The sequence below is a fragment of the Sphingobium ummariense RL-3 genome (assembly GCF_000447205.1).
Classification (GTDB): domain Bacteria; phylum Pseudomonadota; class Alphaproteobacteria; order Sphingomonadales; family Sphingomonadaceae; genus Sphingobium; species Sphingobium ummariense.
On sequence record NZ_AUWY01000074.1, the window covers coordinates 122676 to 140309 of the forward strand.

A 17634-nucleotide genomic window follows, 5' to 3' on the forward strand; every position below is an offset into this window, starting at 1 on the left:
GCGACGTCTCACCCACCGAGGGGCAGTGTATGAACGGGGCTGAGGCCATGATCCATGAAGCGGCGATCGGATGGGTGATCCGAACGCGCGATCCGGAATTTACCGACTGGGAAGGCTTCACGGCCTGGCTGGAAGCCGATCCCGGCCATGCGGCGGCGTATGACGCGCTGATGGCGGCGGACGCGGACCTGCCCTCGCTGCTGCCAGAGAACCCGGTCGGTATGCCGGAGCCGGCGAATGACCCCGGCGAGCGACGATCCCGTCCCTGGCGCTGGGTCGGCGGGGGCGCGATCGCGGCGGCGCTGGTCGCGGCCATTTCCATCGGCAGCTGGAATCGCACCGACATCTATTCGGTCACCACCCGTCCCGGCGAGACGAGGACCATCGCCCTGGAGGACGGCACGCGGATCGACCTCAACGGCGGCACGACGCTGCGGCTGGACCGCAAGAATATGCGCTTTGCCGCCCTGGACGCGGGCGAGGCCGCGTTCACCGTGCGGCACGACGCGGCCGACCCGTTTCGGGTGACGGTGGGCGAAGCGGTGTTCGAGGACGCGGGGACAGTGTTCAATATCGTCCATGCATCCGGCGCCACCCGCATCGGCGTATCGGAGGGCAAGGTCATCTACAACCCGCAAGCGGAGGCGATCGCCCTACCCGCGGGCCGCGCGCTGACCGACGACGCCAGCGGCCTGCACCTGATGGCGGTCGCGCCCGAGGCGGTGGCGAGCTGGCGTCAGGGCAGCCTGGTCTATGCCAACGCCGCCGTCGGCGACATCGGGCAGGACATCGCCCGATCGCTGGGCGTGCGGCTGACGATCGCGCCCGGCGCGCAGGCGATGCGCTTCACCGGCACGATCCGGCTGGATCGCAATCCCGAACGCTTCTTCGCCACGGCCGCGCCGCTGATGGGGTTGAGCGCAGTTCGGCAGGGGGACGGATGGGTGCTGAAGGAAGGGCATGGGCCGCAAAGCTGACATCGTTCTTGCCACCGCCCTCGCTTTAGCAGCCACATCGCCAGCGCATGCGGCGGACGGACAATCGATCAGCATCGCCCAGGGCAGCCTGGGCGAGGCAAGCATTGCGCTCGGCCGACAAGCGGGCGTCAGCATCGGCATGTCCGACCAGTCGCTTGCCCGCATTCCCACACGCGCGGTCAAGGGCCGCCTCTCGGTCGAACAGGCGCTGCGCCGCCTGCTGAAGGACAGCGGCGCCGTCGCCCAGCGGATCGACGAGAGAACATGGCGTATCGTCCGCGCGCCGCACCCCGCGCCTGCCACACGGGCGCCGGTGACCACCGCCGCGCTGGCACCGGTGGAGCAGCAGCCGGTGGCCGAAATCGTCGTCACCGCCTCCAAACGCGACCTGCCGCTGCCCCGCTATCCCGGCATGGTCGATGCGGTGGACAACGGCGCCTTTACCAGCGGGGAAGCTGCGGGCGGCACCGCCACCCTGCTCGCGCGCATAGCCAGCCTCAGTTCCACCCACGCCGGATCGGGCCGCAACAAGCTGTTCATCCGCGCCATCGCGGATTCCGGCGTGGTCGGGCCGACCCAGGCCACCACGGGACAATATTTCAACGACCTGCGGCTGAACTATGCGGCCCCCGATCCCGACCTGCGCCTGTATGACGTGCGCGGCGTCGAGGTGCTGGAAGGGCCGCAGGGCACGCTGTACGGCGCGGGGTCGCTGGGGGGCATCATCCGCATCATGCCCAACCCACCCAATCTGGGCGAAACGGGTGGGCAGCTGTCGATGGGCCTGGCCGCTCCCCAGCATGGCGACCCGGGCGGCGACGTGGCCGCAACGCTCAACCTGCCCATCGTGCCGGAAAAGCTGGCGCTGCGCGTCGTCGGCTATGGCGTGCAGGATGGCGGCTATATCGACGACGTCCAGCGCGACAAGGACGACGTCAACCGCACGCGGACATGGGGCGGACGCGCCGCGCTGCGCTTCGCGCCCGACGACGACTGGACCATCGACCTCAACGGGCTCTACCAGGAGATCAAGGCCGACGACGCACAATATGCAGCGAAGGACGTCGGTCGCCTGGAACGCGCATCGGGCGTCGCCCAGCCCTATTCCTCGACCTACGGGCTGGTGAACCTGCGGGTCGAGCGCCAATGGGACAACCTTCGCTTCGTGTCCTCGACCGGTTATGTGCGGCAGGCTCTGAACGAAAGCTACGACGCCACGGTCGAGAAGGATGTTCCCGCCCTCTTTCGCCAGCGCAACAGGGTCAACATCTTCTCGACCGAGAACCGGCTGGTGCGCGACCTGGATAATGGCCTGGGTTGGATATTGGGCGCGTCCTATCTGGAAAGCAGTTCGGACCTGCGCCGATCGCTGACGTCAGACGTGTTCAGGGTCGTCCCGGTGCAGGCGTCCGCCATTCCCGGCGTGCCGCTCTACGGCTTCGGCCGGGTGGCAACCACCACCGGCGTGCATAACGAGATCAAGGAAGCGACGCTGTTCGGCGAAGCCTCGTTCGAACCGATACGGGGGCTGGTGGCAACCGTCGGCGGGCGATGGACCAACAGTCGCCTGTCAGGCCGGGCGATCGACCCCATCGCCCTGCTGTCCTTTGCCGAGATCGCCCGGGCGGAGGCGCAGGCCGACCGTACCGAAAGCGTCTTCCTTCCTTCTGTCGGGCTGCTTACCGACGCCATCGCCGGCATGACGCTCTATGCCCGCTTCCAGCAGGGTTTCCGCCCCGGGGGGCTGGCGGTCGACGACCAGCGCATCCAGCGCTTTCAGAACGACCGCGCCTCCACCGTGGAAGTCGGGTTCCGCCAGGGCGTGCCGGGCCGCGACCTCGTCGCACTTTCGGGCAATGTCGCCTATACCGAGTGGCGCGACATCCAGGCCGACGTCACCGATCGCATCGGCCTGCCCACCACGGCCAATATCGGCGATGGGCGCATCTACACGGTCGAGGGGCGGATCGTGTTGCGCCCGGTGCCCCGACTGACGCTGGATGGCAGCATCATCTACAATGACAGCCGGCTGACCCGCCCGGCAGAGTTCGTGACCACCCTGTCCTATCGTGGACAGTCGCTGACCCTGCCCAATGTCGCCAATCTGGGCGGCCGCGTCGCGTTCGACTATCGGACGCCGGTCGGCAAGGACATGGGCCTGCGCATCGGCGGGTCGGCCCGCTATGTCGGCAAGTCGCGCCTGGGCGTCGGGCCGATCCTGGGCCGGACGCAGGGCGATTATGTCGACACCAGCCTGACCGCCGCGCTGCGCAAGGGCGCCGTCGAGCTGTCGCTGTCGCTGACCAACCTGCTCGACAGCGACGGCAACCGGTTCTCGCTGGGAACGCCGTTCGACCTCAGCACCGACTATTACACGCCGCTGCGCCCCCGCACCGTCCGTGTGGGCCTGGATTTCGCCTTCTAGGACCGATCGATATTCAGCCCTGACGGGATTGCGACGTCGGCGCCGTCCCCTCCGCACGCGCGCACCCCAATAGAGGCGCGGCACGCAGAGGAGACATCATGCGACATCTTTTGGCCTGCACGGCCATCGCCCCCGTTCTTGCGGCCCTGACGATCGGGCAGGCGGCGGCGGAAACCAACATCAGCAGCGCCACCACCGCCCCTGTCAGGACGTCCACCATCGCCAATGGCGGAGCGGATTCCATCACGGTGCAATCGGCCGGTTCCATCACCGTGACGAGCGGCGCCGCGATCACCCAGGATTCCAATCATGCCGTCAACAATGCCGGCGGGCTGAGGATTACCGGCGCCGACAATGCGACCGGCATCCTGGCCGCGCCAGGCACCAGCGCCGACATCACCAGCAGCGGCACGATCACGATCGACGAGGATTATACTCCTACGGACTCGGACAGCGACGGCGACGTGGACGGCGCGTTTGCCACGGGCGCCAACCGCAACGGCATATGGGTTCAGGCCGGCGCGCCGCACAGCGGATCGATCACCACCAGCGGCACCATCGCGATCGAGGGCAATAATTCCGCCGGCATCCGCATCGATGCGCCGATGACGGGGAACATATCGACCAGCGGCTCCATCGCGGTGACGGGTAACAACAGCTATGGCATCGCGACCAACGACGTTGCCGGCAACGTCACCATCCAAGGCGGAGTCTCCGCGCTGGGCGCCAACAGCACGGGCGTCGGCCTGCTGGGCGACATCAACGGCGCGCTCAAGATCCAGGGAACGGTCAGCAGCACCGGCTATCGATCGACCACCCGGCCCAGCGACACCAGCAAGCTGGATGCCGACGACCTGCTTCAGGGCGGATCGGCCGTGCGGATCGCGGGCAATGTGACCGGCGGCGTGATTTTCGACATCCCGCCAACCCGCACCGATCAGGATGACGACGACGACACCGATATCGACGACGACGGCCTGACCGACAGCACCGAAGGTTCCGCCTCGGTCGTCACCTATGGATCGGCCGCGGCGGTACAGGTCGGCGCGGCTGACCAGGACACCAGCATCGGCGCAGTCGCTGCCGACAGTTCCGGCTACGGCTTCATCGTCAAGGGCACGATCGCGGGCTCCGGCGTCTATGACGGGGTGGACGGCAATGGCCTGGTGATCGGTGGCCTGGGCGGCGATGTTTCCATAGCCAGGGGTATCCTCGTCTCCGGCACGGTGGTCGGCATCTCCTACGACAGCAACGCGACCGGCCTGCGGCTGGGATCCGGGGCAAGCGCGGACACCATCGAGGTTTCCGGCACGGTCGGCGCCAACGGATCGACCAAGGCGGGCACCGCCGCGCACGCGCTGGTGATCGACCAGGGCGCGCAGGTCGGCACGATCAAGGTCAGCGGCAATATCACCGCCACCGGCCTCAGCACCGAGAACGGGACCGCGGTCGCCATCCTCGACAGGTCGGGAACGGTGTCGAATGTCTCCAACACCGGGAGGATCGTCGCCACCGGTGGCAAGTCCGGATCGAACATCGCCATCGACCTCAGCGCCAACGGCAGCGGCGTGACGCTGACGCAGGCGGCGGCATCCTCCACCGCGGCCGCGCCACAGATCGCTGGCGACATCCGCCTGGGATCAGGCAATGACGTGGTGACCGTTTCGGCCGGCACCGTCACCGGCAATGTGGACCTGGGCGCGGGTGCCGACCGGGTGTCGCTGTCGGGCTCCTCGTCCCTCGCCGGCAATCTGCGCTATGGCGGCGGAAATGGCGCGCTGGCGCTGGCCGGTACGTCGCGCATGGCGGGCGATGTCGATTTCGGCGGAGGGGCGAACACGCTCACCCTGTCGGACACGGCGTCCTATACCGGCAGGATCAGCAATGCCGCACAGACCGCCGTGGTACTGAACGGCGGCACGCTGGACGCGACCAACGCGGGCCCGGTCGCGCTCGCTTCGCTGAGCGCAAGCAGCGGATCGGCCATCGGCGTCACCATCGACGCGAAAAACGGCACACACACCAGCTATGACGTCGGCGGCGCGGCGAGCTTTGCCAACGGGTCGAAGGTCAAGGTCGGGCTGACCCAAGTCAGGGGATCAGAAGGCGACTATGTCATCGTTCGGGCCGGATCGCTGTCTGGCGCCCCGACCAGCGCCGAAGCCACGCAGCTTCCCTATCTGTTCAAAGGGTCGGTGTCGGGCAACAGCACGACCGGCGAGGTGACGCTGTCGATCGCGGCGAAGAGCACGGATGAGCTGGGGCTGAGCGGATCGCGGGCGCGCGCCTATCAGGCGGTGTTCAACGCGCTGGACAATGACAGCGCCGTCGCCAACGCCTATCTGGGCATCGCCGACAGTGCGACGCTGAACGCCAACCTGCAGCAGATGCTGCCCGACCATGCGGGCGGCACCTTCGAATCGGTGACTTCCGGATCGCGCGCCACCGCGCGCATCCTGTCCGATCCGGGCGGCATCTATCGCACGCGCGACGGCCGTCTGGGCTTCTGGCTGCAGCAGGTCGGGTTCGGCAGCTCGAAGAGTGTCGGCAGCACCGGATCCTACGACATCCAGGGCTGGGGTGCCGGCGGCGGCGCGGAATATCTGACCGGGCTCGGCGCCTTCGGCGCATCGATCGCCTATATCCACGGCAGCGATTCGGACGGCGGATCCGACAATGCGGTCGATTCCGACCAGTGGGAACTTGCGGCGCACTGGCGCGGCAGCTGGGGTCCGCTTCAGGCCTTTGCCCGTGCATCGGGCGCCAAGATCGACTTCCAAGGCACCCGCCATTTTTCCAGCGGCGACGTAGTGCGCACGGCAAGGGGCGACTGGTCGGGCACGCTGTGGTCGGCGACGGCCGGCGCGTCCTACGAGTTGCGGTTCAATCGCCTGAGCGTCCGCCCCGGCGCGGGCATCGACTATTACCGCCTGAAGGAGGACGGCTATAGCGAGCAGGGCGGCGGCGATGCCTTCAACCTCACCGTGCTGGGCCGGACCAGCGACGAGCTGATCGCGAATGGCACCGTGACCATGGGCTATGACTTCGGCGCGCTGGCGAAGGAAGACGGCTGGATGCGCTTCGAGTTGGAAGGCGGGCGCCGCCAGATCATCGGCGGTTCGCTGGGCGACACGGTCGCCTATTTCAAGGGCGGCGACCAGTTCACCCTGGTACCGGAGGACCGCACCAACGGCTGGACCGGCCGTGCCCGCCTGTACGGCGGCACCGACACTTTCCGCATCGGCGGCGAGTTCAGTGCGGAGGAACAGCAAAATCACGTCGCCATCGCATTTCGTGCGACGGTTAACTTCGTCCTGTGACGTCTGACTAAGGAGCGGACGGGCCACCCCCCACAGACCCTCCGGCCCCTCCGCTCCGTCACGGCGCATGTTCCTCCCCCGGAACGCCGTGACACCTAAGGAAGGGGCGCCGCTTCCCTACAGCGGCGCCCCTTTTCATCCCATAGTACCCGCTAAGGACGAGACGGGCCGAAGTCAGCCCAGCGCTTTGCGCACCAGTTCGTTCACGACCTGGGGGTTCGCCTTGCCCTGCATCGCCTTCATCGTCTGGCCGACGAAGAAGCCGAAAAGCGCTTCCTTGCCCGCCTTATACTGGGCGACCTTTTCGGCATTGTCGGCCAGCACCTTGTCCACCGCCGCCTCGATCGCGCCGGTGTCGCTGGTCTGCTTAAGGCCCTTTTCATCGACGATCTTCGCGGGCTTGTCACCGGTCTCGAGCATGATCTCGAACACCTGCTTGGCGATCGTGCCGCTGATCGTGCCGTCCGCCACCAGAGCAAGGAGTTCCGCGCCTTCCTCGGGGCTTACGGGGCTTTCCTCTAGGCTCTTCCCAAGCCGATTGAGCGCGCCGTAGAGTTCGGAGAGCAGCCAGTTGGCCGATGCCTTGGCCACCTCTCCCTCGCTCTTCTTCTGGATGCGCGCGCCTTCGGCCAGCAGCGCCTCGAACCAGCGGGCGGTGTCGGCATCGGCGGTCAGCGTCGCGGCATTATAGGCGGAAAGGCCCAGATCCTGCTCGTAGCGGCGGCGCTTGGCGTCGGGCAGTTCGGGCAGCGACTGGCGGCATTCCTCCAGGAAGGCGTCGTCCAGTTCCAGCGGCAGCAGGTCGGGATCAGGGAAGTAGCGATAGTCGTGCGCGTCCTCCTTCGACCGCATCGACCGCGTCTCGTTGCGGTCGGGATCATAGAGGCGCGTTTCCTGCACTACGGTGCCGCCCGCTTCCAGCACGTCGACCTGGCGGCTCGCCTCATGCTCGACAACCGCCATGACGAAACGGACAGAATTGACGTTCTTCGTCTCGGTGCGCGTGCCGAACGGCTCGCCCGGCTTGCGGACGGAGACGTTGACGTCGGCGCGCATCGACCCCTGATCCATATTGCCGTCGCACGAGCCGACATAGCGGAGAATAGTCCTGAGCTTCGAGAGATAAGTCCCTGCTTCAGCGGGAGAACGCATGTCGGGTTTCGACACGATCTCCATCAGCGCCACGCCGGAGCGGTTGAGGTCGACATAGGAGCGCGTGGGATGCTGGTCGTGCATCAGCTTGCCGGCGTCCTGCTCGACATGGATGCGTTCGATGCCGATGGTCTTGGTGCTGCTCTCCGGATTCTTCTCGTCGAGCACGATCTCGATCTGCCCTTCGCCCACCAGAGGATGGTAGAGCTGGCTGATCTGGTAGCCCTGCGGAAGATCGGCGTAGAAGTAGTTTTTACGGTCGAAACGCGACCATTTGTTGATCTGCGCTTCGATCGCCATGCCGGTGCGGACCGCCTGGCGGATGCACTCGCGGTTGGGCACGGGCAACATGCCGGGCATGGCCGCATCGACCAGGCTGACCTGCGTATTGGGCTCCGCGCCGAAGGCGGTCGCCGCGCCGGAGAAGAGCTTGGCGTTGGAGGTCACCTGGGCATGGACTTCGAGGCCAACCACGACCTCCCACTCGCCGGTTGCACCCTGGATGCGATAGGTTGATTCAGTCATTCGCTTCTTACCCATCAATTTCTGTCGGAGCGATCCGACCTCTGTTTCGGCGACCCTTGCCCCACAGACTGATCCTCGGACGATCCGGTGTCGCTTCCGCGGTGGCAATGACGATCTTCCGCCGCTTGGCTGGTCGATCATCCTTACGCTGATATCGCTGCTTCCCAGAAACGGTGAGGGAACTGAGCAAATCGACAAGTCCCCCCGCGAGTTCTGCGAAACTCATCTCACCACCACTTGTCCGGCCGCGCCGTAAAGCTGGCGCGTTCCTCGATCGCGAGACTCGCGTTCAGTACGGTCTGCTCGTCCAGAGCCTTGCCGATGATCTGCAACCCGATCGGCAGACCCGCCGCGTCCAGCCCGCCCGGCACAGCCATCGCCGGCAGCCCTGCCAGCGATGCAGGCACGGTGAAAACGTCGTTCAGATACATGGCCAGCGGATCGGCCTGCTTCTCGCCCAGCGCGAAAGAGGCGCTCGGCGCGGTCGGCGTCAGCAGCAGGTCGCACTTCTCGAAGGCCAGCTCGAAATCGCGGGCGATGAGCGCCCGGACTTTCTGCGCCTGCGTATAATAGGCGTCGTAGAAGCCGGCCGACAGCACATATGTGCCGATCATGATGCGGCGCTTGACCTCCGGCCCGAAGCCGGCGGCGCGGGTCGCGGCATACATGTCCTGCAGACCCGCCCCGTCGGGCAGGTCGCGCTGGCCGTAGCGCACGCCGTCATAGCGGGCGAGGTTCGACGAAGCCTCGGCTGGCGCGATGATGTAATAAGTCGGCAGCGCATATTGGGTGTGCGGCAGCGACACCTCGACCACCTCGGCGCCCGCGTCCTTCAGCCATTCGATGCCGCGATCCCATAGCGCTGCAATCTCGGCATTGAGGCCGTCGGGGCGATATTCCTTCGGAACGCCGACCTTCTTGCCGCGCAGGTCGCTGGAAAGGTTCGCCTCCCACTGGGGCACGGGCAGATCGAGCGAGGTCGAGTCCTTGGGATCGAAGCCGGACATGACTTCCAGCAGGATCGCATTGTCGCGAACGGTGCGTGCCATAGGCCCGGCTTGATCGAGCGAGGAGGCAAAGGCGACGATGCCCCAGCGCGAGCAGCGGCCATAGGTCGGCTTGATGCCCGAAATGCCGGTGAAGGCGGCAGGCTGGCGGATGGACCCGCCCGTGTCCGTGCCGGTCGCCGCCGGGCAGAGCCGCGCCGCGATAGCCGCCGAAGAACCGCCCGAAGAGCCGCCGGGTGCCAGCGCCGCATTGTCACCGCCGCCCCGCCGCCAGGGCGAGATGACGTTGCCGAAATAGCTAGTCTCGTTGGACGAGCCCATGGCGAACTGGTCGAGGTTGAGCTTGCCCAGCATCCCCGCACCGGCCGCCCAGAGCTTGCCCGAGACAGTGGATTCATAAGTTGGCACAAAGCCTTCCAGCATGTGGCTGGCCGCCGTGGTCTGCACGCCCAGGGTGCAGAACAGGTCCTTCATGCCGATCGGCACGCCTGCCAGCGCGCCCAGCGGCTCGCCCGCCGCCTTCGCCTTGTCGGCGGCATCGGCGGCGTCCAGCGCCTTCTCGGGCGTTTCCACGATGAAGGCGTTGAGCGCCTTGGCAGCGGCGACATTGGAGTTGAACGCCTCCGCCACTTCGCGCGCGGAGAAATTCCCGGCGCGAAAGCCGTCGCGGATATCGGCTACAGTGAGATCAGTCAGATCAGTCAAAACTCTAACCCCGTTCGGGCTGAGCCTGTCGAAGCCCAGTCCTTCTTAAAGAGAAGTGCGGCCCTTCGACATTGAAAAGAGACAAGCGGCTCATTTCAACAGAGCGAACGGTTCTGGAGGGCAATGCCCTATTCGATCACCTTCGGCACCGCGAAAAATCCATGCTCCGCCTGCGGCGCATTTGCCAGCACCTTGTCGCGGACATTGCCGTCGGTCACGACATCGTCGCGCAGCCTTTGCCGGTTGGGGATGACGGCGGTCATCGGCTCCACGCCGGTCACATCCACCTCGCCCAGTTGCTCCACCCAGCCCAGGATGTTGTTGAGTTCGGGCACCATCGCCTCCGCCTCGGCCTCGGTCACCGAGATGCGGGAAAGGCTGGCGATCTTCTTGACGGTCTGAAGGTCTATCGACATGGGCCGCCGCTAGCACCCGCTCCGGCCCGCTTCAAGTCTTGCCTATGCGGATCGCGCATCTTGCGTGTCGCCTGCCCTTGCGTCAGACAGTCACCCACGACCGCGGGCGCGCCCCGCCGACAAGGAAAAAATGGAGAAACAGGGTGGCCCGCAAGTTCCTTTATGTCATCGCCGGCCTGATCGTGCTGGTGATCGCGGCGCTGCTGGTCTACCGCATCTGGGGGCTGGAGCTGATCCGCGCGGTGATGGTCCCGCGCGAGGCTTTCGCTCCCCTCTCCCCACTGCCCGCCAATGCCTATGACGATCCCAAGATGTGGATCGCGCGGCCGGACATAACGAAGGACAATCCGGCACTCTGGACTCCGCAGGGGGTGAAGGATGCACCTGCTGCGAAAAAAGCGGCCGTGTTCTTCATCCATCCGACGTCCTACATCACGACGCTGGGCGATGCGCATTGGAACATGCGGCTGGATGACCCGGAATCGCTGAAACTGGCGCGCCGCTTCGTCCAGGGGCAGGCAAGCACGTTCAACGCCGTGGGCGACATCTGGGTGCCGCGCTATCGCCAGGCCAATTTCGGTGTCTTCTTCACCGACAAGCCGGCGGCAGAGGCTGCGCTGGACGCCGCCTATAGCGACGTCGCCCAGGCTTTCGCCGCGTTCGTCAGGGCCAATCCGGATGAACCTCTGATCCTGGCCGGGCACAGCCAGGGGTCGCGCCATCTGTTGCGCCTGCTGCGCGATCAGGTTGCGGGCAAACCCGTCGCCGACCGTATCGCCGCCGTCTACGCCGTGGGCTGGCCCATATCGGTCGAGGCGGACCTGCCGGCGCTCGGCCTGCCCGCATGCGCCCGGCGCGAGCAGGCGCACTGCATCGTCAGCTGGCAGAGCTACGCCGAACCGGCCGACCCGTCGGGCGTGCTGGAGGTCTTCGGCCGTGCCAACGGCTATACCGGCAAGCCGCGCAAGGGCACGCATATGCTCTGCACCAATCCTATAACCGGCGCCTTCAACGGTTCCGCGCCCGCCACCGCCAATCTCGGGACGCTGGATAGCCGCGACGACAAGAAGCCACCGCACCTCATCACCGGGATCGTGCCGGCCCGCTGCGACACCAGCGGCGTGCTGATGATCGGAGAGCCGGTCGACCTGGGGCCGTTCACCCTGCCCGGCAATAATTACCATGTCTATGACTACAGCCTCTTCTGGGCCAATGTCCGACAGGATGCGAAGGTTCGCCTGGCGACGTTCCTGAAGCAGGAAAACGGGACCTGACGCGATGACAGAGGCCATCCTGACCTCGGACCGGGCGGCGTTCCGCGCGGCGCTGCCCCATGGCGGACGGCTGATCGGCATGGACGTGGGCAGCAAGACGATCGGCCTTGCGCTGTGCGACGCCGGCTGGTCCATCGCAAGCCCCGCCCATACCGTGTCGCGCGGCAAATTCTCCAAGGACAAGATCGCGCTGGCCGCCTTCATCGAGCAGCAGCAGGTAAAGGGCATCGTCATTGGCCTGCCGCTCAACCTTGACGGCAGCGAAAGCCCGCGCAGCCAGGCAAGCCGTGCCTTTGCCCGCAATATCGCCGCCCTGGGTCATCCCATCCTGCTGTGGGACGAGCGTTGGTCCACCCAGGCGGTGACGCGCACCCTGCTGGAAGCCGATGCGAGCCGTGCCCGGCGCGGCGAGCTGGTCGACAAGCTGGCGGCCAGCTACATCCTGCAGGGGGCGATCGACGGGCTCATGGCGGGGTTTTAGGAGGTCTATCCGTCCATCCCGTCCCGGTCGTAAACATCGGGAAGGAACTGAACCCCGTCCCCCACGGGCACGACGGTCAAATAGGTCAGGTAGACGGGCACCGGCTGGGGCAACGGCACATGCTGTTCCGGCGCATCGCTGTCGGGCTTCAGCGTCTTGCCGAAAAACCATTGGCCCAGGCGCTGCGCATCTTCCAGCCGGACGCAGCCATTGCTGAACTGGCGTGCGGACCTGGCAAACAGCTCGCGCTGCGGCGTGTCGTGCAGATAGATGCCGAGGTCGTTGGGGAACATGAACTTGACCTTCCCCATGGCGTTGCTGCCGCCGGGCAGCTGCCGGATCCGCACCTCCTGTTGCCCGGCCGCGACCGCATTCCAGTCCACCTGCGACTGCGCAAGCGGCTGGGGATTGGCGCTCCAGTCGGACAGCGCCTCATAATTAAGGCGGGTCAGCGAAGCGCCGCCCAATATCCGGGGCGCGACCTTGTTCTGAACCAGGTCCGGCGGGATGTTCCAATAGGGGTTGAGCGTCGCATAGCGGACCATGCCCGCCATCATCGGCGTCTGCGTTTCCTTCGTCCCGACCACCACCTTCATCGTGCCGTCGAGCGCACCGCCATCATAATACCAAAGCCGCGCGGAGGCGGCATCGACCACGACATGCTTCACCCAAGGTCCGGGCAGCAGCCGGGCCCGCTCCTGATTGAGCGCGATCTTCCGTTCATACCATGACGGCCCGCGGTTGAGCGCCGCCAGTGTCTGCGCGCCGGCAATGCCGTCAGCCTTCAACCCATGCGCGGTCTGGAATGCCTTTACGCGTGCCGCCAGTGCTTTGTCATAGGCTACGCCGTCGCTGAGCCCCAGCCGGTGCCGCAGGACCGGAACAAGGTCACCCTTCATGCCGGGCCGCAGCCGCACGTTTCCCGGCACAGCGACGGCGGGCAGGCTGCCCCAGTCCTCCCGATAGACCGCACGGGCGTGACGAAGGCGCATGTAGAGCGGGTCCATCCAGCCGACCGTGGCGATATATTCGGCCAGTGACGGCGCCAGCGCGGCGGAACGCAATATCTCCGAGGGCTCGGGCGTCTTGGGCTCCACCTCCGGGTCCAGATAGCGGATTCGCACCGTCCGCGACGGGCGGCGCATGTCGGTGACCAGATCAGCGAAAGTGCGCGACAGGGCGACCTCGGCGCGCGCCAAGGCCTTGGGATCGCTCCCGGCATTGGCTTCCTCGATCAGGCGACCCAGGCCGCGCGGATCATAGTCGCGCGGGCGCAGGCCATCGGCTTCGCTTCCCTCGATCAGCGCCAGCAGCGCATCGGCCTGAGGCCCCACCCGGTCCTTTTCGATCCAGAGCGGCCAATAGCCACGCGGGGCGTAGAAGTCCCGCAACCTGCCGCCGGCCTGCGCGCGCACCTCGGCCGCCACGCTGGAACGGGCGGCGGTTGCGACGGGCGACGCGGGCTGCGCCGCTGCGGCCTGTACCGCCGGCGCGGCGAGCGCCGCTAAGACTATCAAAGGAGGGATCAGGGGGGCGCGACGAGTCCGCCGCGCCCGCAAAGTCAGGTGGATCAGCCGCGTTCTCCGGCCCGGGGCGGCGGCGGGGGCGGCGGCGGAGGCGGACAGGGCGGACCTTCGACAGGATGGTAGATGCCATCGGCGGTGTAATAGCCGTCGACATAGCCGTCGCCATTACGGTCCGCCGCAACGGTACCAGCAATGGCGCCCGGGCCTACGGGCGGGGCGGGGGCGACCGGTTCCTGGTTCGAAGCGCAGGCGCTAAGGCCCAGCAACCCGGCGGCTACCAGTGTCATTTTCCTGATGTTCATTATCTTCTCCCTGGGCGTGCGCAGGGCCGCAACGCCAGTTTGCTCCTCGAAGCCGCAGAAACTGCAGCTGGCTCCTAACGCCCGAGGGGGAGGAAACGAATCCATTGCCTTTGCGCAATGACGGCAGACCGTGGCTTATGCACGATCAACCGTTACGCGACATCAATAGCTGCGTCCGACCAGCACGCGCTCGACAGCGGGGGCACCGGTGAAGATACAGGCACCATCGGCGGCCTCCGCAGCGAGCGGCACGTTGCGCAGGGTCAGCTTCTCGGCCTTCAGCCATTGGACCACCTTGTCCAGTTCCGCGCCGGTCGGCCTGCTCCACTGGACCAGCGCCCAGCCGGGTTTGCTGCTGGCGTCGAAATAGGCTTTGAGCGCATCAAGTTCGGTGATCGACTTGTCGATATTGCCGAGCAAGCGGGATTCCGCCTCCGCGAATAGCGTTGCCTGAATGCCTTCCAGCACCCCGGTGGCTTGGTTGAGAAATACATCTTTCGGTATAATCGCGCTATCGAGCTTGCCGTCCTCCCGATACAGCCGGTCGCGCCGCAGCACGGAGACATTGCCGCCCGCGACGTCGCGACCGCCGACCTCGATCACAATGGGCGCGCCCTTCTTGACCCAGCCCCAGCGCTTGTTCGTTGCCTTGGCGGGGCGCTTGTCGAGGATCGCGCGGACGGGCTCGCGAAACACGTCCAGCGCGTTGAGCTGCGTCACCAGGTCAGTGCAGTAATCCAGGATCGCGGCATCCTCATCCGTATCGCGCAGCATCGGTACCACCACGATCTGATAGGGCGCGACGCGCGGCGGCACGCGCAGCCCGTCATCGTCGCCATGAACCATGATCAGACCGCCGATCATGCGGGTCGACATACCCCAGCTGGTCGTCTGGGCCAGTTCCTGCTGCCCCTCGGCATTCTGGAAACGGATGTTCTGCGCCGACGAGAAGGTCGTGCCCAGGAAATGCGAGGTGCCGGCCTGAAGCGCCTTGCCATCCTGCATCATCGCCTCGATCGAATAAGTCGCGACGGCGCCGGGGAAGCGCTCATTCTCGGGCTTCTCGCCCGCAATCACGGGAAGCGCGACGCACTCCTCGGCGAAGCTGCGATAGACCTCCAGCATCTTCATGGTCTCTTCGACCGCCTCGTCGACGCTGGCATGGGCGGTGTGCCCTTCCTGCCAGAGAAACTCGCTGGTGCGCAGGAACATCCGCGTGCGCATTTCCCAGCGCACGACATTGGCCCACTGGTTGATCAGCACGGGGAGGTCGCGCCAGGACTGCACCCAGCGCGAGAAGGCGGCGCCGATCACCGTTTCCGACGTCGGGCGCACGACCAGAGGCTCTTCCAGCTTCGCCTCGGGATCGGGCACCATCCGGCCGTCCTTCTGGATCAGGCGGTGATGGGTGACGACCGCCATTTCCTTGGCGAAGCCGTCGACATGCTCAGCTTCCTTCTCGAAATAGCTGAGCGGGATGAACAGCGGGAAATAGCAGTTCTCATGCCCGGTCTGCTTGATCCTCTCATCCAGCAGCTTCTGGATGCGCTCCCAGATGCCATAGCCCCACGGCCGGATCACCATGCAGCCGCGCACGCCGCTTTCCTCCGCCAGATCGGCTTCGGAAATGACGGCCTGATACCAGGCGGCGAAATCCTGTTCGCGGGTGACGGAAAGAGCGTGCTTCACGGGGTCTGCCTTGATCGTCTGAAGGAATGGCGCGCCATAGGGCAAGCGCGCCGTTCCTGTCGACCCCGAAGGCGCCGGGCGTCTATCAACCTTGGGAATGGAATGGTGCCTCTGCCAAGGCAGAGGCAAGACGCGCCTCACCTAGCTCAGCTTGTCGATCTTCGCATTCAGCGCCGCAAGTTGAGCCTTCAATTCCGCGATCTCGTCGTCCTTGCTTTCCTCGCTCGCGCCCGTCGCGGCGGCAGGCGGCACGGCGCCCGGGATGCCAGTGCCGAAGGCGCTTGCCGCGGCCTCGAACATCTGCATGTTGCGCTTGGCGATTTCGGCCAGCGGGCCGCCGCCGAACGCACCCTTCATCGCTTCCTGGAACTGCTGCTGATTCTTGCGGAACGCCTCCATCGAGGCTTCGAGATATTGCGGCACCATCGACTGCATCGAATCGCCGTACATGGCGATCAGCTGACGCAGGAAGTTCACGGGCAGCATGTTCTTGCCACGCTGCTCCTCCTCCATGATGATCTGGGTCAGCACATTATGCGTGATGTCCTCGCCCGTCTTGGCATCGACCACGACGAACTCGCGTCCTTCGCGGGTCATCTGGGACAGCAGATCGAGCGTGATGTAACTGGACGTTTCCGTGTTATACAGGCGCCGGTTCGCATATTTCTTGATAATGACCGGTTCCGCGTCGCCCACTGTTTTCGATTTGGCCATGGATACCTCTCCCGCACCTGCACATTCCGCATTAGCACAAGGCATTGCCGCGCCGCAACATGGGCCGCGTCCTTTGCCGCTCTTTCTCAATATTTTATGGCGCGAAACGGAGGATGACACGGATCTGCGGCGGCGCGCCTTCCTTGGGCTACGCCGCTACCAAGGGGCGCAGCGGCTGACAGGGCCGGCTCCCATGCCCCAGATCGCCAGCGCCGGGAGCGCCCGCTTGCTCCGTTATGGCGAAGAAGACGGCCGTGCACCGGTCGTGTTCGTGCCTTCGCTCATCAACCCGCCCGCCGTGCTAGACCTGTCCGAAGGGCGATCCATGCTGCGCCGCATGGCCGCAGCAGGACATGATGCCTACCTGGTCGACTGGGGCGCGCCGACTCCGGCCGATGCCGCGCTCGATCTGGCCGACCATGTCATGCAACGCCTGCTGCCGCTGATCGCCGCCCTGCCACGCCCGCCCGTGCTGGTCGGCTATTGCCTGGGCGGCAGCCTGGCCCTGGCAGCGGCCGCCCTGACGCCGGTGCGGGCGTTGGCGACGATCGCGACGCCTTGGCATTTCAGCGCCTTGCCCCAGGAGGACCGGGAGCGCGTGACAGCGCTGTGGCGGAACGCGCGGCCGATGTGCCAGCGGCTCGGCTATGTGCCGATGGAGGTGCTGCAGGCAGGCTTCTGGGCGCTCGACCCGCAACGCACCATCCGCAAATATGCCGCCTTCGCCGACATGGCTCCGGGATCGGAGGCTGAGCGCGCCTTCCTGGCGGTGGAGGACTGGGCGAATGGCGGACCGCCCCTGACATTTTCGGCAGGGGCGGAGCTGTTCGAGCGATTTTACGGCGACGACCTGCCCGGAGAGGGGCTTTGGGTCGTCGGCAAGCAACATATCGATCCTGCAGCGCTTCCCTGCCCCGGCCTGTCGATCCGTTCCGCCACCGACAGGATCGTTCCGGCCGCCGCCGCGCCGATCCTGGCTGAGAACCGCACCCTCGAGCTTGGCCATGTCGGCATGATTGTCGGCAGCCGGGCGGATGCGCTACTCGCACGCCCGCTTTCCGCATGGCTTTCCAGCCAGGGAGGCTGATGCTATGTGCGCCTGCGAAAAGACTCTCCCCTTC

The 17634-nt window shown here is 66.0% G+C and carries 13 protein-coding genes; 6 read left to right on the forward strand and 7 right to left on the reverse strand.

What is annotated here, in order from left to right:
- The first annotated feature begins 47 nt into the window (after positions 1-47).
- The 3 genes from M529_RS35370 to M529_RS35380 all read left to right on the forward strand — a co-directional run bounded on the left by M529_RS35370 (position 48) and on the right by M529_RS35380 (position 6722).
- Positions 48-977 (forward strand): FecR family protein, encoded by a 930-nt coding sequence (locus tag M529_RS35370; protein ID WP_021317982.1) that lies wholly within the window; start codon positions 48-50, stop codon positions 975-977.
- Positions 961-3402 (forward strand): TonB-dependent receptor domain-containing protein, encoded by a 2442-nt coding sequence (locus M529_RS35375; RefSeq protein ID WP_021317983.1) that lies wholly within the window; start codon positions 961-963, stop codon positions 3400-3402. Before M529_RS35370 ends, M529_RS35375 begins: the two co-directional genes overlap by 17 nt.
- A gap of 98 nt (positions 3403-3500) precedes the next feature.
- Positions 3501-6722 (forward strand): autotransporter outer membrane beta-barrel domain-containing protein, encoded by a 3222-nt coding sequence (locus M529_RS35380; protein WP_021317984.1) that lies wholly within the window; start codon positions 3501-3503, stop codon positions 6720-6722.
- A 174-nt stretch (positions 6723-6896) separates the two neighbouring features.
- On the opposite strand, the gene gatB is transcribed toward M529_RS35380, so the two are convergent.
- The 3 genes from gatB to gatC all read right to left on the reverse strand — a co-directional run bounded on the left by gatB (position 6897) and on the right by gatC (position 10527).
- The gene (gene gatB, locus M529_RS35385) at positions 6897-8399 is read right to left on the reverse strand and encodes an Asp-tRNA(Asn)/Glu-tRNA(Gln) amidotransferase subunit GatB (protein WP_021317985.1); all 1503 of its coding nucleotides are present in this window, start codon (positions 8397-8399) and stop codon (positions 6897-6899) included.
- 227 nt (positions 8400-8626) lie between these two features.
- Entirely contained in the window at positions 8627-10111 is a 1485-nt protein-coding gene (gene gatA, locus M529_RS35390; RefSeq protein ID WP_021317986.1) for an Asp-tRNA(Asn)/Glu-tRNA(Gln) amidotransferase subunit GatA, read from the reverse strand.
- A 128-nt stretch (positions 10112-10239) separates the two neighbouring features.
- Complete coding sequence (gene gatC, locus M529_RS35395) at positions 10240-10527, reverse strand: Asp-tRNA(Asn)/Glu-tRNA(Gln) amidotransferase subunit GatC (protein ID WP_021317987.1); 288 nt, start codon at positions 10525-10527, stop codon at positions 10240-10242.
- Positions 10528-10670: 143 nt separating this feature from the next.
- On the opposite strand from gatC, the gene M529_RS35400 reads away from it, so the two are divergent.
- Together M529_RS35400 and ruvX are read left to right on the forward strand one after the other, a co-directional pair.
- The gene (locus M529_RS35400; RefSeq protein ID WP_021317988.1) at positions 10671-11801 is read left to right on the forward strand and encodes a DUF3089 domain-containing protein; all 1131 of its coding nucleotides are present in this window, start codon (positions 10671-10673) and stop codon (positions 11799-11801) included.
- 4 nt (positions 11802-11805) lie between these two features.
- Positions 11806-12282 (forward strand): Holliday junction resolvase RuvX, encoded by a 477-nt coding sequence (gene ruvX / locus M529_RS35405; protein ID WP_021317989.1) that lies wholly within the window; start codon positions 11806-11808, stop codon positions 12280-12282.
- A 5-nt stretch (positions 12283-12287) separates the two neighbouring features.
- On the opposite strand, the gene M529_RS35410 is transcribed toward ruvX, so the two are convergent.
- From M529_RS35410 to phaR, 4 genes are all read right to left on the reverse strand, one after another.
- The gene (locus M529_RS35410; RefSeq protein WP_021317990.1) at positions 12288-13799 is read right to left on the reverse strand and encodes a L,D-transpeptidase family protein; all 1512 of its coding nucleotides are present in this window, start codon (positions 13797-13799) and stop codon (positions 12288-12290) included.
- Between the two features lie 53 nt (positions 13800-13852).
- Positions 13853-14110 carry a hypothetical protein gene (locus M529_RS35415; protein WP_021317991.1) on the reverse strand — a complete coding sequence of 86 codons (258 nt, stop codon included), beginning with the start codon at positions 14108-14110 and terminating at the stop codon, positions 13853-13855.
- Between the two features lie 162 nt (positions 14111-14272).
- Entirely contained in the window at positions 14273-15799 is a 1527-nt protein-coding gene (locus tag M529_RS35420; RefSeq protein ID WP_031294965.1) for an aminoacyl--tRNA ligase-related protein, read from the reverse strand.
- Between the two features lie 141 nt (positions 15800-15940).
- The gene (gene phaR / locus M529_RS35425) at positions 15941-16513 is read right to left on the reverse strand and encodes a polyhydroxyalkanoate synthesis repressor PhaR (RefSeq protein ID WP_021317993.1); all 573 of its coding nucleotides are present in this window, start codon (positions 16511-16513) and stop codon (positions 15941-15943) included.
- Between phaR and M529_RS35430 the strand changes: the two genes are divergently transcribed.
- Positions 16512-17600 carry an alpha/beta fold hydrolase gene (locus M529_RS35430; RefSeq protein ID WP_084491056.1) on the forward strand — a complete coding sequence of 363 codons (1089 nt, stop codon included), beginning with the start codon at positions 16512-16514 and terminating at the stop codon, positions 17598-17600. The genes phaR and M529_RS35430 overlap by 2 nt on opposite strands.
- Positions 17601-17634: the final 34 nt, after the last annotated feature.